We start from the raw sequence: 22,963 nt of genomic DNA, 5'->3' as shown, positions 1-22,963 counted from the left end.
CTCGACCTCGCGGGCCCGCCATCCGCCCGGAGCCATGGGCGAGCGGATCGAGAACCTTACGATCCGCCGGACCCAACCATGCGAGCCATATCCGGGGCGAACAGACCCAAATCCGAAGCCAATCTTGAGCGTCGCCTTAACCCGGCACATCGACAGGCGAGTTCCATGCCGTCAGGAATGCCGAAGGCCGTTAGTCACGTGAGGTCATAGCATATAATTCAAAACGCTCTATTAGAGGCGCCTCTTCCGCACTGCTCGATCAAGGGCACCGGCAGATGGTATAATCGTATTTTTCATCTTGGACTCTGGACTGAGATCAAGATTTTCGGCATCAAGGCCTCCTGTTATTGTGGTGGCGCGACTGCGTGCGACTTTTCCCGAGCCGGAATGGGTCGGCCATCTTCCACAGCTGCGCCGTTGATGGCCGCTGCCGAGGGACACTCCGTCACATGCTGCGTTTCCGCCCATTGGTCTGCGCGCTCGCCCTGCTCGCCCAGTTCGCGCCGACGGCCGCCCCAGCCCAGGCTCCGTCCCGATCATCGGCTGAAAACGTCATGCCGCTCAGCGTCCGCATGCCGCTTTCCGGCTACAACCGCCTGGTGGTGCAGGTCACCGTCTGCGAGCCGGGCACCCGCCACTGCGCGACGATCGACAACATCATGGTGGATACGGGTTCCACGGGCCTGCGTCTTCAGGCCGCCGCGCTGCCCGACAACTTACGCCTGCCGGCCCTGGCCGGCCCATCGGGTCAGCCGATGGGCGAATGCCTGCGGTTCGTCAGCAGCAGCGCCTGGGGGCCGCTGCGGACGGCGGACGTGCATTTTGGGGGCCTGACGGCGGAGAGGCTGCCGGTCCAGGTGATCGAGCAGGGGCCATCCCCTGCCCGGCCCGCCTCTTGCGAGACCTCCAACGTTCACCCCACATCGAACGGGACTCTCGGCATCGGCTCAGCGCCCAGTGACTGTCACGGCGACTGCATTCAGAGTGCAGGAGCCCCCCATCCGCGCTTCTTCGAATGTGGCTCCGGAGGTTGCCTGCCTTTGACCGGTGCCGTTCCCCCGGCCAACCGGCTGCCCAATCCGGTCACGCGGCTTCCCCTACACAACAACGGCATCGTCATCGATCTGCCCGCTCCCACCGCCCCCGGCGCGCGTGAGGTGCACGGCACCTTGACGTTCGGTGTGGGAACGGCCGGCAACAACCAGCTCGGACGCGCCCACCTGCTGCCGCTCCGGCCGGACGGGCGCTTCACGACGCTCTACAAGGGGCAGACCATCACGGACAGCTACATCGACAGCGGAACGGAGAGCTATATTTTCACCGATCCGGCGTTGCCGCGATGCGCCCGCGTGAACTGGGCTTATTGCATGGCGCCGGAGACCTCCCTGCAAGCGGCGGTGTCTGGCGGCAATGCAGCACCGGTCGACGTGCGTTTCCGTGTCGGAAATTTCGAGGCGATCCGTGATCTCAAGCTCGGCGCCGTGGCCGGAGCGGCGGTCGCGGCCAATGGTGGCCGGTCGGAATTCGTCTGGGGCGCTCCCTTCTTCATGGGACGGCGCGTGTCCGTCCTCATCCAGGGCATGTCGCCGCCGGGGCAGCCTGACATCAAGGGTCCGCTTTACGCCTTCACACCCTGACGCCGGAGAGCGGCCTTCCGGCTCCGTCATGCGGCGCCGGTGCGGCGTCATGTGGTGGGCGGTTCAGCGGAAGAGGCATCACCTCAACGTCGTGGCCGGACCGGGCGGAGAGGGCCGACTGGGGCGGCACCTCGAGCCAGGTGGCGCGGTCATCGTCCAGAGGCTCGGAGGCGATGAGGACGCCGTCTTTTGCCGCCCGGTAATAGAGCGAGTTCGCGTGGGCGTTGACCCCATAGCGGAAGGCATGAAGGTCGACGCCGTCCGACAGCGCGGCAGTGAAGAGGAAGGGCTCGCCGCCTGCCAGCGCGGTGATCGTCTCCAGAAGACGCGTCACCGCCCCAATCGGGCTTTCGCCTGCCCCATCCGCCAGTCCTTGCCCGAGGAGGGCGAGAAACAGCGCTTCGGAATCCGTCGAGCCAGCCCGCGCGCCATAAATTTCGTCCGGGATGAGGGCTTCCACCTCCCGGCGCACGGACGTCCAGTTGGCGAGATAGCCATTGTGCATGAAGAGCCAGCGCCCATGGGCAAAAGGGTGGCAGTTGGGCCGTGTCACCGGCGTTCCCGTGGCCGCCCGCACATGGGCAAAGAACAGGCGTGATTTCAGATGCCGGCTGAGGCTGCGCAGATTGTCGTCCGACCAGGCAGGTCGGATTTCGCGGTACAGGCCGGGCTCGGGCAGATCGTCATACCAGCCAAGGCCGAAACCATCGCCATTCATGGCCATGGTGGATTCCAGCGCCATCTGGCTCTGGACCACCAGCGAATGGGAGGAGCGGGTCACGTAACGATCAAGGGCAATCGGCTCACCGGAATAGGCCATCCACCGGCACATGGGCCTCCTCCTTTTCCAAATCTCTCAGGCGTGGGGCGGGCGCTGCACACGCTAAGGCCCCGTCAGACCCCGTGCGCCTGGAGCCAGTGTTCCAGCACGGTGACCTGCCAGAGCTTGGAATGCCCCTTTGGCGTGAGGCTCCCTTCGGGGTCTCCGAGCAGGCCCGCCACATAGTCCTGCCGGAAGATGCCGCGATCGCGCGCGGCCTGCTGGTTCAGCACGTCCCGAGCGAAATCGAGATAGGGGCCGCGGATGTACTTGAGCGCTGGCACCGGGAAATAGCCCTTCGGCCGATCCACCACCTCGGGCGGCAGGATGCGGCGCGCAGCTTCCTTCAATATGTGCTTGCCACCCGATTTCACCTTCAGTTCCGAAGGGATGCGGGTGGCCAGCTCCACCATTTCATGGTCGAGGAAGGGGACGCGGGTCTCGAGGCCGAAGGCCATGGTCATGTTGTCCACGCGTTTTACGGGATCGTCGACCAGCATGATCTCCGTGTCGATCTGCAGGGTCTTGTTGATGGGCGAGGTCTCGCCGCAGCGATCGAAGAAGTCCTTTACAAATATCCGGCTGTGGTCCCCCGAGATCATGTCCGGAGAGAGGGCGTGGGCCATCTCCGCATGATCCCGGTCGAAATAGAGCCGGGCGTAATCATCCAGCGGATCTGCGGCGGTGAGCATCTTCTCATGCCAGTGATAGCCGGCGAAGGTCTCGTCCGCCCCCTGCCCGCTCTGCACCACCTTCACATGCCGGGACACTTCCTCCGCCAGCAGATAGAAGCCCACGCAATCGTGGCTCATCATGGGCTCGGACATGGCGCCGATGACGCCCGGCAGCGCCGAGAGCACGCGCTCCGGCGAGATCACGATCCTGGTGTGGTCTGTGCCGTAAGTGCGGGCCATGAGATCGGAATATTCGAACTCGTCGCCCTTCAGCCCGCCCACGGCTTCGAAGCCGACGGAAAAGGTGCGGATGTCCTCATGCCCCAGTTGGGCCAGCAGGGCCACGAGAAGAGAGCTGTCGAGCCCGCCGGAGAGCAAGACGCCCACCGGTACGTCTGAGACCGTCCGCCGCTCCACGGCCCGCAGAAGGCAGTGGATGAGCGTCTCGCGCCACTCCTCCTCGCCCATATCGTCGGTGTCGGTATCGCCTCCCATGCGGACGGACCAGTATTGCCGCTCGCTGCGTTGGCCATCGGGCTCCAGCGTCAGCAGCGTCGCCGGGGGCAGCTTGCGCACGCCTCGCAGGATGGTCCGGGGCGCCGGCACCACGCTGTGAAAGCTCATGTAATGGTGAAGGCCGACGGGATCGATGGCCGTATCCACCCCGCCGCCCGCCAACAGGGCCGGCAAGGTGGAGGCAAAGCGCAAGGAAGAGCCCACGTCCGCGAGATAGAGCGGCTTTATGCCCAGCCTGTCCCGCGCCAGCACGACACGCCCTGTCCACATCTCCCAGATGGCGAAGGCGAACATGCCCTTCAGCCGCAGAACGCAATCGGCGCCCCAAGCATGATAGGCCTTCAGGATCACCTCGGTGTCGCCTTCGGAGAAGAAGGTGTAGCCCTTGGCTTTCAGGTCGTGACGGAGGTCGCGAAAATTGTAGATGCAGCCGTTGAAAGCGATGGCGAGCCCCAGTTGGCTGTCCACCATCGGCTGCTGGGAGGTGGCCTTGAGATCGAGAATGCTGAGCCTGCGATGGGCCAGCGCCACGTCGCCCTGGGCAAGCAGGCCGAAACCGTCCGGTCCCCGCGATGACAGCGCCTCTGACATGGCCTCGAGCGGACCCATCCGGACCGAGCCGTTCCTGTTCACCTCACCGCAGATCCCGCACATGATCATCCTGCCTGTGCTTGACGTCCCGGCGAAGGGCTCCCCCAGTACCCTAGAAGGGGCAGGCCATAGGCCGAAGTGCCAGGGGGTTAGCAGGCGGCACGCGACGGGGATCGCGAGGCCGCCTTAGCCGGCCACGCATGGAGTGTCAGCCGGACCACCGAGATGTCTGTTCCCGTTGCCGTCCGGCGCGGATGCAAAGACAAGCCGCGGTCGCGAACGGAATGCTCTCTCCCCCAACGCCCCAGCTCCGCCTGCGTTCCCGTCTACAGCCTCGGGGTGGTGGCGGTCGCCCGCGCCCCTATCATTCCGGCTGGGGTTCAGCGCCGGGACCTGAGACGCTCGGCCACGGATGTTCCGAAGCCGCGGGGCGTGTCAACTCCGGCGCGCGCCGGACGAACACGCTGCGGGAACAGGCTGGTGACGCGTGTGCACGATGAGCAGCGGGCAGCTCCGGTCTTCCAACGCTCCGCTCGCGAGAAACCAAGATCACACCGCACCATACATGAATATGATGTTCGTCTCGTCTCTGCCGCAGCACTATTGGCATCGGACAGAGAGGACCGTTGACGCGTGGCTGGCAGGACAGGTGAAGCCGATCTGCTCCTCATGCAGCTGAGCGTCAGACCAGCTTTACCGAGCGCCGGTCGCCGCATTGAGCGCGCAGTTTTCTGCTGCCGCGGCGCGCCCTGCTGTCCATTGGCGCCCGCTTTCCGGCGAAGAGCCCGTTGCAGCCGGATCGGTCAGGCGCATCCGGTGCGAAGTGCCTCCTCGATCTGAACGCGGAACGACAGCTCGCCGTTGCTACCTATGGATGACATCATGGCCCGCACGAAGGGGATCCCCGCCGCCATCACCCTCATCTGGATCGCCAGCGGGCTCGCCCTTGCAGCCCCGCATCCTGCTCGCGCGGCTTCGGAACAGCCGGTGCCGGTCCAACTGGCGACGGCAGAGACCCGGGACGTTCCCGTCTTCGTCACCAGCCCGGGAACGGTCACCGCCTACAATTCCGTGACCGTTCGCACCCGGGTCGATGGTGAGCTGCAACAAATTCTCTTCAAGGAGGGGCAGGACGTCGCCGAAGGGCAGCTCCTCGCGCTCATCGACCCGCGCACCTACGAGGCCGAGCTCCAATCCGCGAAGGCGCAACTCCAGCAGCATGAAGCGACCCTGTCGAACGCCCGGCTCAATCTCACGCGCGACACAGAGCTCGGCAAAAGCGACTTCGTGAGCGTCCAGACGCTCGATAACGAAAGGGCGAAGGTCGCCGAACTCGAGGCGCAGGTGGCGTCGGATCAGGCCGCCATCTCCAGCGCCGCGACCGAGCTCTCCTACACGCGGATCGTCTCGCCGCTCTCCGGCCGCGCCGGCCTGAGGCTGGTGGATCAGGGCAACATCGTCCACGCCGGCGACGCAGGGGGGCTCGTGGTCATCAACCAGATCGACCCCATCTCGGTCATTTCCACGCTGCCGGAGCAGAGCCTCCCGGCGGTGGCCGAGGCCATGCGCGCGGGTGCGCTTCAGGCCCAGGCCCTCTCTCGGGAGGACGGGCGCGTTCTGGCGACCGGCACGGTGTCGCTGATCGACAACCAGATCGACCCGAACAGCGGCACGGTGAAGTTGAAGTCGGACTTCCCCAATGCGCGCGATGCCCTCTGGCCCGGCCAGTTCGTGGATATCAAGGTGCGGGTGGATGTCCTGCCCCATGCAGTCACCATCCCCGCCTCGGCGCTTCAGCGCGGCCCACAAGGCCTGTTCGTCTTCGCGGTCGGCCCCGACGACCGCGCGCAGACCGTACCGGTGAGTGCTGGGCAGATCGCCGATGGCACGGCAGTGATCGAGACTGGCCTTGCGCCAGGCCAGCGCGTCATCACCGGCGGCCAGTATCGCGTGCGACCGGGAAGCCTCGTCACGGTCTCCGTCAGCGGGGAAGCAGGCCGATGAGTGCGAGCAGCGAGAAGCGCGCCTCCTTGTCCGCCTGGTTCATCCGCCATCCGATCGGCACCTCCCTGCTCATGGCGGGCCTTCTGGTGCTGGGCCTTGCGGCGTTTTTCCAATTGCCCGTGGCACCGTTGCCGGACGTGGACTTCCCCACGCTTCAGGTCTCGACGCAGCTTCCCGGCGCGAGCCCGGAAATCATCGCCTCCTCGGTCACCCAGCCGCTGGAACGGCAGTTCGGCGAGATTCCCGGCGTGGCGCAGATGACGTCCATCAGCACGCAGGGCAACAGCTCGATCACCCTGCAATTCAACCTCGAGGTGAATATCAACGCCGCCGCGCAACTCGTGCAGGCCGCGATCAACGCGGCCGGCGGCCAGCTTCCGAACAACCTGCCCTCCCCGCCATCCTATCGGGAGGTGAACCCCGCCGATCCGCCCATTCTGGTCCTCGCCCTGTCCTCGCAGACCCTCCCCATCATCCGCGTGGACGATTTCGCCGAGAACGTGCTCGAACAGCACATCAGCCAGATCGAGGGCGTCGGGCAGGTGCTGGTGTTCGGACAGCAGAAGCCATCGGTGCGCATCCAGGTGGATCCGGCCAAGGTGTCCAGCCTCGGGCTCTCGCTGGAGGACCTCCGGCAGGCCATCGTCTCGACCACCGTGAACGGCCCCAAGGGCACCGTGCAGGGCCAGCGCCGCACCTTCACATTGCTGGATAACGACCAGATCACGCAGGCCGGTCCCTGGCAGGACGCCGTCCTCGCCTATCGTAACGGCGCGCCCGTCCGCGTGCGTGACATCGGCCGGGCGGTCGAGGCTCCGGAGAATACCCAGCTGGCCGCTTGGGCGAATGGCAAGCCCGCCATTCTTCTGCCGGTCTTCAAGCTGCCCGGCGCCAACGTCATCGCGACCGTCGAGAGCATCAAGCAGCGGCTGCCGGCGCTTCAAGCCAGCGCGCCGGCCGGGCTCGACATCTCGGTCCTCAGCGACCGCACCTCGACGATCCGTGCCTCGGTGAGCGACGTGGAGAAGACGCTGATCATCACGGTCGTGCTCGTGGTGGCGGTGATCTTCGTCTTCCTGAGAAGCTTCTGGGCCACGGTCATTCCGTCCGTCGCCGTGCCGCTCGCGCTCATCGGCACGTTCGGCGCCATGTATGCGCTGCATTACAGCCTCGACAACCTCTCGCTCATGGCGCTCAGCATCGCCATCGGCTTTGTGGTGGACGACGCGATCGTCATGCTGGAGAACATCGAGCGGCATCTGGAAATGGGCAAGACACCGCTTCAGGCAGCGCTCGACGGCTCGGCGGAGATCGGTTTCACCATCCTTTCCATCAGCCTCTCGCTGGTGGCCGTCTTCATCCCCCTTCTGCTCATGGGCGGTCTCGTCGGACGGCTATTCCAGGAATTCGCTGTCACCGTCACGATCACCATCGCCGTTTCGGCCTTCGTCTCGCTCACCCTGACGCCGACGCTCTGCGCACTGGTGCTGAAGCCGCGGCAGGAGAACCGCCATGGCCGGCTGTACCTTTTTGCGGAGCGCTGCTTCGATGCGCTGCTCGCGGCCTATCGCAGGACGCTCGACATCGCTTTGGCACACCGCGCCATGACGCTCGCAACCTTCATCAGCGCTGTCACAGCCACCGGCTGGCTGTTCTACACCATCCCCAAGGGCTTCTTCCCCCAGCAGGACACCGGCCTCATCATCGGCATCTCCGAGGCGGCGCAGGATTCCTCCTTTGCCGCAATGGCGGCCCACCAGCGCCAGCTCGGTGAGATCGTGGCTTCCGATCCGGATGTGGCGACGGTCGGCATGACCATCGGTGCCAACGCAGGCCAGACGGTGAACGAGGGGCGGATGTTCATCACCCTCAAGCCGCGCGACCAGCGGCAAGCCTCGGCTTTCGAGATCGTGGACCGGCTGGAACGGCGGCTGCGCAACGTCGAAGGCGCCGCGCTGTTTCTACAGGTGGCGCAGGATCTGAACGTGGGCGGCCGCGTGGCGCGCACCCAGTTCCAATATACGCTGCAAGACGAGAACCTCGCGGAACTGAACATCTGGGCGCCGAAGATCCTCGCCCGCCTGCGCACGCTCCCACAGCTCACGGATGTCGCGACCGATCAGCAATCCTCCGGGGCGACCCTGACGCTGACCGTGGACCGCGAGAAGGCCGCTCGCCTCGGCGTCAGCCTCGCCGACATCGACGCCACGCTCTATGACGCCTTCGGCCAGCGGCAGGTGACACAATATTTCACCCAGCTCAACAGCTACCACGTCATCCTCGAGGTTCTGCCGGAGCTTCAGAATTCGCCGCACGCGCTGGAACGGATCTATCTGAAATCGGCGATCACCGGCGCGTCCGTGCCACTCAGCGACGTGGCCCGATGGTCGAGCGTGCCGAGCACCTTTCTGGCCATCAACCACCAGTCCCAATTCCCATCAGTCACCTTGTCCTTCAATCTCGCCCAGGGCACCTCGCTCGGGGAGGCCGTAGCTGCGGTGGAGAGGGCAAAAGCCGATCTTGCCGTGCCGGCGACGCTCAGCGCGGCTTTCCAGGGCAATGCGCAAGCCTTCCAGAGTTCGCTCAGCAGCGAGCCCTATCTGGTCGCGGCCGCGCTGCTGGTCATCTATGTCATTCTGGGCGTGCTGTACGAGAGCTACATCCACCCCCTCACGATCCTCTCGACGCTGCCGTCGGCAGGGCTCGGCGCGCTCATAAGCCTGTCCGTGTTCCACTTCGACTTCTCCATCATCGCCCTCGTGGCCGTGCTGCTGCTGATCGGCATCGTGAAGAAGAACGGCATCATGATCGTGGACTTCGCGCTGGAGCGGGAGCGCGCGGGAACCAGCCCGCTGGAGGCAATCCGGGAAGCCTGCCTGCTGCGCTTCCGCCCCATCCTGATGACGACGATGGCCGCTCTGCTCGCGGGCGTACCGCTGCTGGTGGGAACCGGCACCGGCTCGGAACTGCGGCAGCCGCTGGGCTGTGCCATCGTCGGGGGCCTCCTCGTGAGCCAGTTGCTCACCCTCTACACGACGCCCGTGATCTACCTCTATCTCGACCGGATCTCCCGCCGTTCACGCCGTAGTCCCTCTGCCGTCGAAAGCATAGGCTGACGACAAAAAGGCCCGCCGAAGGATCGGCGGGCCAAGGCGGGAGGAAAGACATTGCGTGCAAGGTGGAGGCGCGTAAGCGGGAGCGTGCGCCTGGGCTCACAGACCCGCGCGTCGATCTGAACCTCCGTCGATCGATAGTCCGTCGCGTGATTTCACATGCGCCGTCGACAGGAGGGACATGACCCGCGTCAGCCGTCCGCGCCGCGCCCGGCTCAAGGGCGCACCTGCCCCGTCGTCCGCAGGGCATCGTCGATGCACCGGATCATCTCGTCGCCCTCGAAGGGCTTTGCCAGGAAGCCGATTGCGCCGCCGGCGTGGGCCTGGCTGCGGATCCTCTCCTCGGGAAAGGCAGTGATGAAGATGAGCGGGAGGCCATCGCCATCGGAGCGCAGGCGCGCCTGCAGATCGATGCCGCTCATGCCGGGCATCTGAACATCGGTGATGACGCACGCGGTACTCTGCCGCTCCGGCGAACTCAGGAAGGCTTCGGCGGAGGCGAAAGCGCTGGCGCCCAGTCCAAGGGAGCGGACGAGACTTTCTGTGGCGAGACGCACGGACTCGTCATCGTCGATGATCGAAATCATCGGAACGTGGGACACGCGAAACACACCTCTATGGCACTGACGGCGCCAGCGCCGTCCTGTCCCCAACATAGGCGGGCCCGTCCACAATCTGAACCATACACTTGTTTGCTCCGCTATCCTTTCGCCGCGCGGATGCCCAGCGCCTCCGCCATGCGTACGAGATCGGCCAGGGACTGGGCTTCCATTTTCCGCATGACGTTGCCGCGGTGAATCTTCACCGTGATCTCGCTGAGGCCCACCTCGCCCGCCACCTGCTTGTTCATGAGGCCGGACGTCACGAGAGCCATGATCTGCCTCTCACGCTCGGTCAGCGTGGCGTAAAGGGCGCGCAGGTGCGATGCGGCTTCCCGCTCGGCGCGCCGGGTGCGGTCGATCTCGATGGCGGCCGAAACCGCATCCAGCATGTCCTGGTCCCGGAAGGGCTTGGTGAGGAAATCCACCGCGCCCGCCTTCATCGCCCGCACCGTCATGGGGATATCGCCGTGCCCGGTCATGAAGATGATGGGCAGGTCCAGATCGGACCTCTGAAGCTGGCTCTGGAAATCAAGACCGCTGACGCCAGGCAAGCGGATGTCCAGAACGAGGCAGCGGGGCGTGTCCGGCAGCTTGGCGGCGAGCAGTTCCGGAGCCGATCCGAAGGACACCACCTCCAGGCCGATGGAGCGGAACAGGCTGGTCAAGGCATCGCGCAGGTCTGCGTCGTCGTCCACGACGATGACGACGGGTCCCTGAGGAGAGGCCGGGCTTCGGCCCTGGGTACGGCTGATCACGAGAGAGGTTCCTTGAGAGGCGCAGGCGGAAGATCGTCGGCGAGCGGGAGGGTGAAGGTCAGGCGCAGGCCGCCTTGCGGCGCAGGCTCAGCCAGAATCCGGCCGCCATGGGCCTCGACGATGGAGCGCGAGATGGAGAGGCCGATACCGATGCCATCCTTCTTCGTCGAGACGAACGGCGTGAAAAGCGAGGCCAGCGTCTCGGACGGCGCGCCCGGCCCCGTATCCTCCACGGACACGGCAACGAAACGTTCCGCCAGTCCTTGCGGGCCGTCAGTCATCGGCGCGGTGCGGATCGTCAGGGTCCGCTGTCCCTCCGGCACCGTATCCATCGCCTGGACGGCATTGAGGGCAAGATTGATGAGGACCTGCAGCAGTTGAACGCGGTCACCCCGGATCTCCGGCAGGTCAGGGGCGAGCTCAAGCACGAGCCGGACGTCGTGACTGGCCAGTTCGCGCTCCAGAAGGGTGACGCTCTCCTCCACCAGATCCGCCAGATGGACTGGCAGATGATCCGGTTCTCCGCGCCGCACCAGCGCCCGCAGGCGTGCGATCACATCGCTCGCCCGGCGCGCATTCGCTATCATGCGGGTGACGGTCTTCTCCGCCTCGCCGATGTCGGGCACGGGCCGCCGCAGCCAGCGCAGGCAGGCCTCCCCGTTGGTGACGACCGCCGCCAATGGCTGATTGACCTCGTGCGCGATGGAGGCCGTCAGTTCCCCGACGGTGCTCACCCGCGTGACATGGGCCAGGTGCGCCTGGGCCTCGTGAAGCTCGTTCTCGGCCGTCTTGCGGCCCGTGATGTCGTGGTTCGTTTCCATGATGCCGAGGCTGCGTCCGCGGTCGTCGCGCTGGAGAGACCAGCGGCTCAGGCAGGTGACCTTCCGGCCGTCCCGCGTGGCGTGGATCACCTCCCCCTCCCACTGTCCCGTTGCCTCCAGCGTCCCCATGATCTCATGACGCGGGGCGGGGAGCACGGAGCGCAGCAGCGCGTCTGCCACCTGCCCCGTCGCTTCCGACCGCGACCACCCGTAAAGGCGTTCGGCACCCACGTTCCAGTAAACGACCCTGCCCAGGGGATCGCGCACGAAGATGGCGTCGTAGGACAGGTCCAGCAAGGCGGCCTGATAGCGGAGAGAAGCGGTCGCCGCCTCATTGCGCAGGCACAGCAGCGTGGTCACGGCGATGGCCGCGATGCTCACGACACAGCGCATGACGGCGGCGAGATTGAAATCGTCGGCGTGCATGACGAGGAAGCTGGTCACCGCCAGTGCAATGCACCCCGCCCCGATGACGATCAGGCCCCGACTCCGGAACCAGCGCGACGAAACCAGGACGACGACCACGTAAAGGACAGCGATCGCCATATCGAGCGGCGACAGGGTATCGACGAGGAAGATCGCCAGACACAACACGCTCACCAGAGCCTGTCCCTGCCAACCGGAGCAGGCGCGGGGCGGTTCGGACAACAAGGCACTTCGCGGGCCGGACATTGGGTCCTCGGTCAATCGCCATCTGGAAGGAGGGCAGGTCCGACGCGCCGCTTGCGGAAGCAAGCGGGCGTCCGCCGAGGCGGCGCCCGCCGACCGCGTGCCTGAGGCGGCGTTGTCGAGCATCGGCGCTGGCGGCCTGCCGGAGCCCGGTCCGCCGCCGCTTCGGAGGCGGGCCGGAAATCCTGAACGCCATTATGCAGATCGTTCCGTAACGTTCGCCCCATATCAAAGTATGTCCGCACCCTCTGAGGATATAGACGCGCTCCGCGCGCCGGGGCGCCGCAATCTCCCATTCTGTTGCCTCCCAATCCGGGCTCACAAACCAAGGTTCTAATCGGCGGATTGGACGTATAATTTCGCCTGTTGGCTGCGCGTTTATCTTCAAGGCCTCCCGGTATCAGACCCGACGGCGGCCATGAGCGCGGATAGTGAAATTCGCAGCATCGCAGAACGTCCCGCTCGCCCAGATGCGCGTGCGGCCGTTGCTGCTCTGCTGCCCCTTGTTCCCCGGCTGCTCTTCGGGCTGCGCCTTGCAGCTTCCGTGTGCCTCGCTCTTTACGTCACCTATTATCTCGAACTGCCCAATCCGTTCTGGGCCGCCACCACGGCCGCCATCGTCTGCCAGCCGAACCTTGGCGCCTCGCTCCAGAAGGGGCGGTTCCGGGCGCTTGGCACGGCCATAGGCGCGTTGGCGCTCGTCTGCCTGCTGGCGCTGTTTCCGCAGCAGCGCATCGCCCTCCTCCTCTGCCTCGCACTCTGGTGCGGCCTGTGCGGTTTTGCGGTGGTGCTTCTGCGCAATTCCGCGGCCTATGCGGCGGGCCTGTCGGGCATCACCGCCGCCATCCTCTTCGCCGACAGCATTTCGGACCCGACCTCCGCTTTCTTTCTCGGCATCACGCGTGTCAGCGAGATCTGCATCGGCATCCTCGCCGCCGCAGCCGTCCTGCTCATCACCGATCCCGGCACGGCGCGGCTCGCCCTCGCCAGCCTGATGGAGCGCATCGCCCAGCAGTTGCGCACCGGCTTCCTCGATACCCTCGCCACCGAAGGCGAGACGCCCGACATGCAGGCCGCACGGCGCAATGTGGTGAAGACCCTGACACCGCTCCACATCGCGATCGACGCCGCCACGGGGGAATCCGGCCCCCTCTATGCGCGCCGGGGCAATTTCCGGATCGCCATCGCCTCGCTCATCGACGCGCTCGTTGGCTGGCGCAATGTCAGCCATCACCCGTTCCCCGATGGCAGTGACGCTCCTTCCATCCAGCAGGCGCTGGCCGCCCGCATCTCCCGGATCAATCCCGCGGCCGCCGAGCGGTACGGCTCGGACGCCGATGCCGTTCGAGACATCATCGCGGAAATCGAGACCCAGCGTCCGGAGAGCGCGAAGGACGTCCTGTCCGCCCGCCTTCTGGTGGACGCCGCCCACAAGGTGGCGATCTGTCTTGCGCAGTTCATGCAGGCAATCACGCTCCTGCGCACCGGGGCGGGCGGGCGTCTGCCACCGCAATCCCAGCCGCTCGTCATCGCCGACAGTCTGCCGGCCTGGCTTGCGGGTGCGCGGGCCTTTCTTTCGGTGGTGACGGTGGCGCTTTTCTGGGTCGCCTCGGCCTGGCCGACCGGTCCCTTTGCCATCGCCTTCGCCGTCATCTCGACGTTGATCTTCGCCTCCTTCGCGGAAGAGGCACGGGCGCGGGCGGCGGATTACACCATCGGTGTCGCCGTGATGTCGGTTCTGGGCAGCGTGATCTATTTCTACGTGCTGCCGACGCTTTCCACCTTCCCGGCCCTCATGGGCCTGCTGTTCCTCCTCTATGTCCCGCTCGGCATGATGCAGGTCGGCACCTGGCACAGCGTGCTGTTCCTCGCCATGTCGATCGCGTCTCTCCCGCTGCTGGGGATCGGCAACCCCGTAGCGTATGATCCGGCGGGATATTTCAACATCGCTCTGGCCATCCTCACCGGCAGCGCGGTCGGAACGCTCTTCTTCGTCATTCTGCCGCCGCTCGGACCGGAGCGGCGCGCGCGCCGGCTCATCAGCCTCTCGGCGCGCGATCTTCGCCGCCTGCTCCTCGACCAGGACCGACACGATGAGCGGCATTGGCGCGCCCTGCTCAGCCGGCGGCTCGAGAGCATCCCTGCGCAGGCCACGCTTGAGCAGCACGGTGCCCTGCTGGCGCTGCTGGCGATAGGGCATGCCGTCCATCGGCTGCGCGCCGCGGTGACCTCCGGCGAGGGCGCTCGTGCGTTGGTGACCGCGTTCACGGCGCTTGCGGAAGGCCAGCCATCCGTCGCCCTGGAGTGTCTGGAGATCGTGGAACGCCAGATCGGCACCGACACGTCTTCCACCGCGTCAAATGCTCTGCCTGTCGACGTTCAGACTGAGATGGCGGTGCTCGCCGATGCGATCAGGACCAACGGCGCGCTCCTCGCCATGCTTGCTCCCGGGCGGACGCCCCCTTCCGGCCAATGAGAGGCTTCCATGTTCTCGGAGATCAACATCCTCGGCATCTATGTCGCGCCCTTCGCGGTAATGCTGCTGCTGGCTTGGGCAGTCATGATGCCGCTGAACATGCTCGGCGAGCGCATCGGCCTCTCACGCCGCGTGTGGCATCCGGGCCTCTTCAACCTCTGCCTCTACATCATCGTCCTCTCGCTCATCGTGATCGCCTACGGGGGCCGTCCGTGACCGCCGCCCCGCGTACGAAGCAGCCCATCCATCCTGCCTGAATCCTCGCCGTGGGAGCCCACCATGACCGCCATCGACATGCCTGCCGGGAACCAGAAATCGTATATCGGCCAGATCCTGCGGGTGCTGGCGACGCTGATCGCCGCCGCCCTCGCCTGCGGGCTTGGCTGGAGGATGTGGGACACCTACATGTCCACGCCCTGGACCCGCGACGGCACGGTGCGGGCCTATGTGGTCACGGTCGCGCCGCAGGTCTCCGGCCGCATCGTCGAACTGCCGGTGAAGGCCGACCAGTTCGTCCACAAGGGAGACCTGCTGATGGTGATCGAACCCGATGACTATCAGATCGCCCTTGCCAATGCGGAGGCCAATGTCGCCCGCGCCAAGGCGGACCTCGAGAACAAGCAGGCCGAGGCGGAGCGCCGGCTGCACCTCAGCGCCCTGGCCGTCTCCGACGAGGAAAAGCAGAGCTTCGCGGCGACCGCCAACATGGCGCTCGCCGCCTATCAGCAGGCCCTCGCGGATCGCGACAAGGCCAAACTCGACCTCAGCCGGACCCGCATCGTCTCGCCGGTGAACGGCTATGTCACGAACCTGCTCACCCAGGTCGGCGACTTCGCCACAACCGGCCAGCGGGCGCTCTCGGTCGTAGACAGCGACAGCTTCTGGGTGGACGGCTATTTCGAGGAAACGCTGCTCAACGCCATCCATGTGGGCGACCCGGCGGCGGTGGCGCTGATGGCCTATCCGGAGCGCCTTAGCGGACACGTGACAGGCATCGGCCGCGGCATTGCCGTCCCCAACGCTCAGCCGGATGGATCGGGCCTCGCCACCGTCAATCCCGTCTTCACCTGGGTGCGCCTCGCGCAGCGCGTGCCGGTCCGCGTCGTGCTTGATGACGTCCCGCCGTCCGTCGTCCTGTCGGCGGGGCTCACCGCAAGCATCACCATCCTTGACGGCACCGCGCCCACGAGCGCCGCCGCGCCTGCTCAATCGGCGCACCGATGAGCGGCCTGTGCGCCGCTCTGCCCGCGCATACCCATGTATGGCGGGTGCATCTGTCGATCTGATTCAATTTCCAGCCGAACGCACCATAGTTCATCCATGAACTGCTGATCGTCGGTCCAACACCTGGACGTCAGTCCATCCGACCGGTCTCTCAGCCCCTTGTGTATCCACATCGGCAGGAGCAATCCATGGGCGTCGCCAAGACCATCCGTCCCTATCACCAGCCCGCCGGCGGCTGGGGGGCTCTCAAGGCAATGGGCACCGCGCTGGTCGAGCAGCACGTCGCCGTGCACGGCATGGCGACGCTCGCCCGCATGAACCAGCCGGGCGGCTTCGATTGTCCCGGCTGCGGGTGGGCCGACCCGAAGCACACGTCGCCGTTCGAATATTGCGAGAATGGCGGCAAGGCGGTGGCCTGGGAGATGACGACCCGGCGCTGCACGCCCGCCTTCTTCGAAAGCCATACGGTCAGCGAGCTCTCGGCCCTCAACGATTACGAGCTGGAGATGGAGGGACGCCTGACGCACCCCATGCGCTATGACGACATGAGCGATCGCTACCTGCCGGTGAGCTGGGATGAGGCCTTCGCCCTGGTCGGCGCGCACCTCAACGCCCTGCCCGATCCGAACATGGCGGAGTTCTACACGTCAGGACGCGCCTCCAACGAGGCGGCCTTTCTCTACCAGCTTTTCGCCCGCGAATACGGTACCAACAATTTCCCAGACTGCTCGAACATGTGCCACGAGGCCACCAGCGTCGGCCTGCCCCAATCCATCGGAGTGGGCAAGGGAACGGTGCTGCTGGAGGACTTCGCCCGCGCCGACTGCATCTTCATCTTCGGGCAAAATCCCGGCACCAATTCGCCGCGCATGATGACGGAACTGCGCAACGCCTCGCGCCGCGGCGCCACCATCATGTCCTTCAATCCCTTCCGTGAGCGGGCGCTGGAGCGCTTCCAGGCGCCGCAGAGCCCGGTGGAGATGGCCACCCTCTCCTCGACGCCCATCTCGTCGCGGCTCTATCAGGTGAAGGTCGGCGGCGACGTCGCGCTCATCAAGGGGCTGATGAAATGCCTCCTCGCCGCGGACGAAGAGGCCCGCGCACGCGAGTCGGCTCCCGTCCTCGACTGGGATTTCATCAAGGGCCACACCGCCGGGATCGAGGCGCTCGTTGCGGACCTCAACGCGACCTCCTGGAGCGACGTCGAGCGCAAGAGCGGCATTTCGCGCACGGAGATCGAGATCGCCGCACAGGCCTATATGAAGGCGGAGCGGGCCATCCTCGTCTATGGAATGGGCATCACCCAACACCGCCACGGCACGCAGAATGTGCAGCAGATTGCCAATCTGGCGCTGTTGCGGGGGAATGTCGGCCGCGAGGGCGCGGGCATCTGCCCCGTGCGCGGCCACTCCAACGTGCAGGGTGATCGCACCGTCGGGATCACCGAAACGCCGAGCCGGGCGCTGCTCGATGCCATCGAAGCGCGCTACGGCTTCTCGCCCCCGAAAGCCGACGGCCACAATGTGGTGACCGCGCTTGAGGCCATGGTGCGGGGCGAGACCAAGGTCTTCATCGGCCTCGGCGGCAATTTCGCCGCCGCCATCCCGGACTGGCAGCTGACCCAGCAGGCCATGCGCGGGCTCGACCTCACCGTCCACATCGCCACCAAGCTCAACCGGAGCCATCTCGTCCATGGACGCGATGCGCTCATCCTCCCCTGCCTCGGCCGAACCGAGATCGATATGCAGGCGAGCGGCCCGCAATCAGTGACAGTGGAGGACTCCATGTCGATGGTCCACGCCTCCACCGGCCACAATCTGCCCGCATCCGAAAACCTGAAGAGCGAGCCCGCCATCATCGCCGGCATGGCCCGTGCCACGCTGGGCCACCGCTCGAAGGTGAACTGGGAGGCACTTACCGAAGACTATGCGCGGATCCGCGAGGAGATCGAGGCGGTGTTCCCCATCTTCCAGGGTTACAATGCCCGCATTCGCGAGCCGGGCGGCTTCCACCTCACTTCGCTCGCCCGCGAGCGCATCTGGGCCACGGCAACCGGCAAGGCGAACTTCCTCGTCTGCGACGGACTCTGCGAAGATCCGCAGGTGAGCGAGGAGGATGTTCTGTGGCTCACCACCGTGCGCAGCCATGACCAGTACAACACCACGCTGTATTCCCTCTCCGACCGCTATCGCGGCGTCTATGGCCAGCGCGACGTGATTTTTCTCAGCCAAGCGGAGATGGACAGGCGCGGGCTCAAGGCCGACGACCGGGTCGATATCGTCACGGTCTCGCAGGACGGGGTCGAACGGGCCGTGCGGGCCTTCCGCGTGGTGCCCTATGCCTTCCCCGAAGGCGGGTGCGCCGCCTATTACCCCGAGACAAATCCTCTGGTGCCGCTCTATGCGCACGATCCCCAGAGCTTCACGCCGGCCTCAAAGGGTGTGCCGGTCCGTCTCGTGAAATCCACGGCCACGCCCGCCGTTCAGTGAGGTCGGATGCGGCGGCGCGCGGACGCGGGCGATCCTTTGCCGGATCGCCGCCCGATGCGCCGTCGCTCAGCACTCCGCAAGTCGGCGCACGACGATCTGTCGGTATTTTATAACCACACCCACCTCTGGCGAGCAAAACGAATCCATACGTTGCGCGCCGGCACTATCCAAACGTATGCCGCCGATAGCGCGATGTCTGGCAGCGCAGACGAACGACGCCTTCTATCTTTCCCGAGCCTCGTTTCTTGGCATTCACTTGGAAGGAGATGGCCATGTTCTCTCGGAACGTTGCGGAACTTATCGTAGACACGCTCGGCGAAGCGGGCGTCGAGCGTATCTATGGCGTGGTGGGCGACAGCCTCAACGGCCTGACGGAGGCCCTGCGCACGACCGGGAAGATGCGATGGGTGCATGTCAGGCACGAGGAGGTTGCGGCCTTTGCGGCGGCCGGAGAGTCGCAGATCACCGGACAGCTCGCGGTGTGCGCCGGCTCCTGTGGTCCGGGCAATCTGCACCTGATCAACGGCCTCTTCGATGCGCAGCGGAGCCGGACGCCAGTCCTCGCCATCGCCGCCCAGATCCCGTCCGCCGAGATCGGCGGCGGCTACTTCCAGGAGACCCACCCGCAGAACCTCTTCCAGGAATGCAGCGTCTATTGCGAACTCGTCTCCGATCCCGCCCAGATGCCGTTCGTGCTGGAGAATGCCATCCGCGCCGCCGTCGGCCAACGCGGCGTGGCGGTTGTAGTCATTCCCGGCGACGTTGCGCTGAAGCCGGCGCCGGACCGCCCGATCTCCGAGCGCCGGGGCCTCGTTCCCGCAGCGCCGGTGGTGGTGCCCGCCGAGAGCGAACTCGATGCCCTCGCCGATCTGCTGAACGGCGCCGAGCGCGTCACGCTGTTCTGCGGCCGGGGCTGCGCGGGTGCCCACCCCCAGCTCATGCAACTCGCGGAGGCGCTCAAGAGCCCCATGGTCCACGCGCTTGGCGGCAAGGAGCACGTGGAATACGACAATCCCTATGATGTGGGCATGACGGGCTTCATCGGCTTCTCGTCCGGCTACGAAGCCATGCACGCCTGCGACGTGCTGCTGATGCTCGGCACCGACTTCCCCTATAAGCAGTTCCTGCCGACGGGCATCAAGATCGCTCAGGTGGACATCCGGCCAGAGCATCTCGGGCGGCGCTGCAAGCTTGATCTCGGCGTGGTCGGTGATGTGGCCGCGACGATCACTGCCCTCATGCCGCGCCTGACCGCCAAGGCCGACCGCCTGCACCTCGATGACAGCGTCACGCGTTACAAGCACGCCCGCAAGGGCCTCGATGCGTTGGCGCAGGGCAAGCCCGGCAGCAAGCCGATCCATCCGCAGTATCTCACACGGCTGATCAGCGAGCGCGCCGCCTCGGACGCAGCTTTCACCTTCGATGTGGGAACGCCCACCATCTGGGCCGCGCGTTATCTCGAAATGAACGGCAAACGCCGCCTCGTGGGGTCGCTGGCGCACGGCTCCATGGCGAATGCCCTGCCGCAGGCCATCGGCATCCAGGCCTCCCATCCCGATCGGCAGGTCATCTCGCTGTCGGGCGATGGCGGCTTCACCATGCTGATGGGCGATCTGGTCACGCTGGTGCAGGAAAAGCTCCCGGTGAAGACGGTCATCTTCAACAATGGCGTGCTCGGCTTCGTGGCGCTGGAGATGAAGGCGGCAGGCTTCGTGGAGCTGGGCACCGATCTCCAGAACCCGGATTTCGCGGCCATGGCCAATGCCATGGGCATCCTCGGCGTGCGGGTGGAGGACCCCGGCGAGCTTCCCGCCGCCATCGACCAGGTGCTGGCCCATGACGGCCCGGCGGTGCTCGATGTGGTCACCGCGACGCAGGAACTGTCCATGCCGCCGACCATCGGGGTCGAGCAGGCGAAGGGCTTCGGCCTCTGGATGCTGCGTGCCGTCCTCAGCGGGCACGGCACAGAGGTGATCGACCTCGCCAGCACCAACCTGCTGCCGCGCTGAGCCCGACCGGCTCCTCGCATCGCCCCTGCTCGTGCCGGTTCCTCAGAACGCGGGATACTCCCATGGAACTCACCCCCCTTCTGCTGTCGCGAATCCAGTTCGCGTTCACAATCTCCTTCCACATCATCTTTCCGGCCTTCACCATCGGTCTTGCAGCATGGCTCACCTTTCTGGAGGCGTGCCATCTCTTCACCGGCGAGCGCATCTATCGCCGGCTGTCGGATTTCTGGCTGAAGATCTTCGCCGTGGCCTTCGGCCTCGGCGTGGTCTCCGGCATCGTCATGGCCTTCCAGTTCGGAACCAACTGGAGCGAGCTCTCGCGCCGCACCGGCCCGATCCAGGGACCGCTACTGGGCTATGAGAGCTTCACCGCCTTCGCGCTCGAGGCGGCGTTCTTCGGCGTGCTGATGTTCGGACGGGACCGGGTGCCACGCTGGGCCTATCTCGGCGCCTGTCTGATGGTGTCGCTCGGCACCAGCCTGTCGGCCTTCTGGATCATGGTGAACAACAGCTGGATGCAGTACCCGACCGGCTTCAGCCTGACGCCGGAAGGCGTCTTCGTGCCCACGGACTGGTCCGCCATCATCTTCAACCGGGCCGTCTGGACGCGCTTCCCGCACATGATCATCGCGGCCTATGTGACGTCCGCCTTCTGCGTGGCCGCCACGGGCGCATGGTACATGCTCCGCGGCACGGCCGTACAGGAGGGCCGCGCGATGGCGGTCATGGGCCTGCGGCTGGCGGCCATCCTGGTGCCCGTCCAGCTCGGGTTCGGCCATCTCGTGGGCGATTTCGTCCACGACAAGCAGCCCGCGAAGTTCGCGGCCATCGAGGGACGCTGGAACGATCAGCAGCCGGCGAGCGAAATTCTCGTCGCCTGGCCGGACCCCGAGAATGAGCGCAATCTCTTCGAGATCTCCGTGCCTTATCTCGGCAGCGTGATCGGCTCCATGAGCCTCACATCGAAGGAACTGGGCATCAAGAGCTTCGCGCCGCAGGATCGCCCGCCCGTCGCCATCCCGTTCTTCGCGTTCCGGATCATGGTCGGCTGCGGCCTCGTGATGCTGGCGCTCGCCTGGATCGGATCGTGGCTCAGCTTCAGCGAGCGCCTGCTCAAAGCGCGGCTCTTCCTCGTCGCGACATTCCTGTCATTTCCGCTTGGGTTCATCGCGACCCTGACCGGGTGGTTCACCGCAGAGGTCGGCCGGCAGCCCTGGGTGGTCTATGGCCAGCTTCGGACTGCGGAGGCCGCAACACCGTTCCTGACGTCGCAGGAGGTCGCGACAACCTTCGCCCTGGTCGCCGCCGTCTATGCGCTCATCTTCGGGTTCGGCGTCCTCTACATCTACCGGCTCCTGCGGGCCGGCCCGATCCCCGCCGCCGCACTTTCACTCTACGGCACCAATCCCAAGCGCCCCCTGTCCATTCCGGGCGCCAGCCCGGGCGTTTCGGGCGCCGCCAAGACCGGAGAATGACCATGGTCGAGTTCTGGGCCTTTGTTCTGGGGATTTCCATCCTCCTGTACATCCTGCTGGATGGCTTCGATCTCGGCGTCGGAATGCTCTTTCCGTTCGCGCCCGGCGAAGCCGAGCGCCGCCGCATGCTGGGTTCGATCTCGCCCGTGTGGGACGGCAACGAAACCTGGCTGGTGGTTTCCGCCGCCACCCTGTTCGGCGCCTTTCCGGCCGTCTTTTCCGTCGTCCTGTCGGCCTTCTATCTGCCGCTCTTCCTCATGCTCGCGGGACTGATTCTCCGCGGCGTGGCCTTCGAGTTCCGCTACAAGGCGACGACCTCGCGCCCGCTCTGGGACGCAGGCTTTGTGGTTGGCTCCTATGTGGCCGCCTTCGTGCAGGGCACCGCGGTCGGCGCCATCGTGCAGGGTCTGCCCATCGAGAACGGCCTCTACGCCGGCCATGCGCTGAGCTGGGCGAGCCCCTTCTCCCTGTTCTGCGGCCTCGGCCTGTGCATCGGCTATGCCTTGATGGGCAGTTGCTGGATCGCCGGAAAGTCCACCGGGCCGCTACGCGACTTCAGCTTTCGCGTCCTGCCGGCGCTGATGGCGGCGCTGCTGGTGTTCCTGGTGGTGGTCTTCATCTGGTCGGTCCAGATCCGCCTCCAGGTCCTTCACCGCTGGATTGATCGTCCCGCGCTGCTCGTCTGCCCGCTCCTGGGCCTCGTGGCATTCACCGGGCTGGTGCTGTCTGTTCGGCGGCGGAACGAGCGGTTCCTTTTCCTCTGTGGGGCGACGATCTTCATTGCCGCGTTCACGACACTGGCCGGATCCTTCCTGCCCTACATGCTGCCCTTCTCAATGACGATCTGGCAGGCGGCCTCCCCACCCTCCTCCCTGTCCTTCCTCTTCTGGGGGGCGGGCCTCTTCGTCCTCCCCGTGACGCTCGCCTATACGCTGATCGTCTACTTCGTCTTTCGCGGAAAGATGACCGAGGAGGGAGAATACTGAGCGGCCCCGTATCAACCACCGGCTTATGAGCAGAAAGGCGGCCGCTCCGGAATGAGGCGGCCGCCTCGTTTGGATCGCCGTATCGGGCACGGGCATTTGCCG

Annotated in this window: 15 protein-coding genes; 10 read left to right on the top strand and 5 right to left on the bottom strand. The window is 65.8% G+C overall.

Annotated features, from left to right (window positions below; all coding sequences use genetic code 11):
• Positions 1-449: 449 nt before the first annotated feature.
• The gene (locus DFO45_RS23520; RefSeq protein WP_133866765.1) at positions 450-1,637 is read left to right on the top strand and encodes a DUF3443 domain-containing protein; all 1,188 of its coding nucleotides are present in this window, start codon (positions 450-452) and stop codon (positions 1,635-1,637) included.
• On the opposite strand, the gene DFO45_RS23515 is transcribed toward DFO45_RS23520, so the two are convergent.
• Both DFO45_RS23515 and DFO45_RS23510 read right to left on the bottom strand, forming a co-directional pair.
• Positions 1,627-2,469, bottom strand: coding sequence for a class II glutamine amidotransferase (locus DFO45_RS23515; RefSeq protein WP_133866764.1), 843 nt, complete (start codon positions 2,467-2,469; stop codon positions 1,627-1,629). The genes DFO45_RS23520 and DFO45_RS23515 overlap by 11 nt on opposite strands.
• 62 nt (positions 2,470-2,531) lie before the next feature.
• A complete protein-coding gene (locus DFO45_RS23510; RefSeq protein ID WP_133866763.1) occupies positions 2,532-4,301 on the bottom strand; it encodes an N-acetylglutaminylglutamine amidotransferase in 1,770 nt (589 codons plus the stop codon).
• A gap of 819 nt (positions 4,302-5,120) precedes the next feature.
• Between DFO45_RS23510 and DFO45_RS23505 the strand changes: the two genes are divergently transcribed.
• Together DFO45_RS23505 and DFO45_RS23500 are read left to right on the top strand one after the other, a co-directional pair.
• Positions 5,121-6,242: an efflux RND transporter periplasmic adaptor subunit gene (locus DFO45_RS23505; RefSeq protein ID WP_245518241.1), complete on the top strand. Its 1,122-nt coding sequence runs from the start codon at positions 5,121-5,123 to the stop codon at positions 6,240-6,242.
• Positions 6,239-9,358, top strand: a complete 3,120-nt coding sequence (locus DFO45_RS23500) for an efflux RND transporter permease subunit (RefSeq protein WP_133866761.1) — start codon at positions 6,239-6,241, stop codon at positions 9,356-9,358. Before DFO45_RS23505 ends, DFO45_RS23500 begins: the two co-directional genes overlap by 4 nt.
• Before the next feature lie 212 nt (positions 9,359-9,570).
• Here the strand turns inward: DFO45_RS23500 and DFO45_RS23495 are convergent, their stop codons facing one another.
• The 3 genes from DFO45_RS23495 to DFO45_RS23485 form a co-directional block, all read right to left on the bottom strand.
• Positions 9,571-9,957, bottom strand: coding sequence for a response regulator (locus tag DFO45_RS23495; protein ID WP_133866760.1), 387 nt, complete (start codon positions 9,955-9,957; stop codon positions 9,571-9,573).
• Positions 9,958-10,055: 98 nt separating this feature from the next.
• Positions 10,056-10,712 carry a response regulator transcription factor gene (locus DFO45_RS23490; protein ID WP_133866759.1) on the bottom strand — a complete coding sequence of 219 codons (657 nt, stop codon included), beginning with the start codon at positions 10,710-10,712 and terminating at the stop codon, positions 10,056-10,058.
• Positions 10,709-12,328, bottom strand: a complete 1,620-nt coding sequence (locus DFO45_RS23485) for an ATP-binding protein (protein WP_133866758.1) — start codon at positions 12,326-12,328, stop codon at positions 10,709-10,711. The genes DFO45_RS23490 and DFO45_RS23485 overlap by 4 nt, the downstream gene beginning before the upstream one ends.
• A 292-nt stretch (positions 12,329-12,620) precedes the next feature.
• On the opposite strand from DFO45_RS23485, the gene DFO45_RS23480 reads away from it, so the two are divergent.
• From DFO45_RS23480 to cydB, 7 genes are all read left to right on the top strand, one after another.
• On the top strand, positions 12,621-14,678 hold the full coding sequence (locus tag DFO45_RS23480) for an FUSC family protein (protein WP_133866757.1): 2,058 nt from the start codon (positions 12,621-12,623) through the stop codon (positions 14,676-14,678).
• 9 nt (positions 14,679-14,687) lie between these two features.
• Positions 14,688-14,894: a DUF1656 domain-containing protein gene (locus tag DFO45_RS23475; RefSeq protein ID WP_012169886.1), complete on the top strand. Its 207-nt coding sequence runs from the start codon at positions 14,688-14,690 to the stop codon at positions 14,892-14,894.
• 63 nt (positions 14,895-14,957) lie between these two features.
• Positions 14,958-15,902, top strand: coding sequence for an HlyD family secretion protein (locus DFO45_RS23470; RefSeq protein WP_133866756.1), 945 nt, complete (start codon positions 14,958-14,960; stop codon positions 15,900-15,902).
• A 188-nt stretch (positions 15,903-16,090) separates the two neighbouring features.
• Positions 16,091-18,391: an FdhF/YdeP family oxidoreductase gene (locus DFO45_RS23465; RefSeq protein ID WP_133866755.1), complete on the top strand. Its 2,301-nt coding sequence runs from the start codon at positions 16,091-16,093 to the stop codon at positions 18,389-18,391.
• Between the two features lie 272 nt (positions 18,392-18,663).
• Positions 18,664-20,400 (top strand): ubiquinone-dependent pyruvate dehydrogenase, encoded by a 1,737-nt coding sequence (gene poxB, locus DFO45_RS23460; protein ID WP_133866754.1) that lies wholly within the window; start codon positions 18,664-18,666, stop codon positions 20,398-20,400.
• A gap of 62 nt (positions 20,401-20,462) precedes the next feature.
• A complete protein-coding gene (locus tag DFO45_RS23455) occupies positions 20,463-21,875 on the top strand; it encodes a cytochrome ubiquinol oxidase subunit I (RefSeq protein ID WP_133866753.1) in 1,413 nt (470 codons plus the stop codon).
• A 2-nt stretch (positions 21,876-21,877) separates the two neighbouring features.
• Positions 21,878-22,861: a cytochrome d ubiquinol oxidase subunit II gene (gene cydB, locus DFO45_RS23450; RefSeq protein WP_133866752.1), complete on the top strand. Its 984-nt coding sequence runs from the start codon at positions 21,878-21,880 to the stop codon at positions 22,859-22,861.
• The last annotated feature ends 102 nt before the right edge of the window (positions 22,862-22,963 follow it).

Source organism: Azorhizobium sp. AG788 (assembly GCF_004364705.1).
GTDB lineage: Bacteria > Pseudomonadota > Alphaproteobacteria > Rhizobiales > Xanthobacteraceae > Azorhizobium > Azorhizobium caulinodans.
The sequence above is the reverse complement of the archived record's forward strand: the minus strand, read 5'-3'. Positions and strand labels throughout refer to the sequence as shown.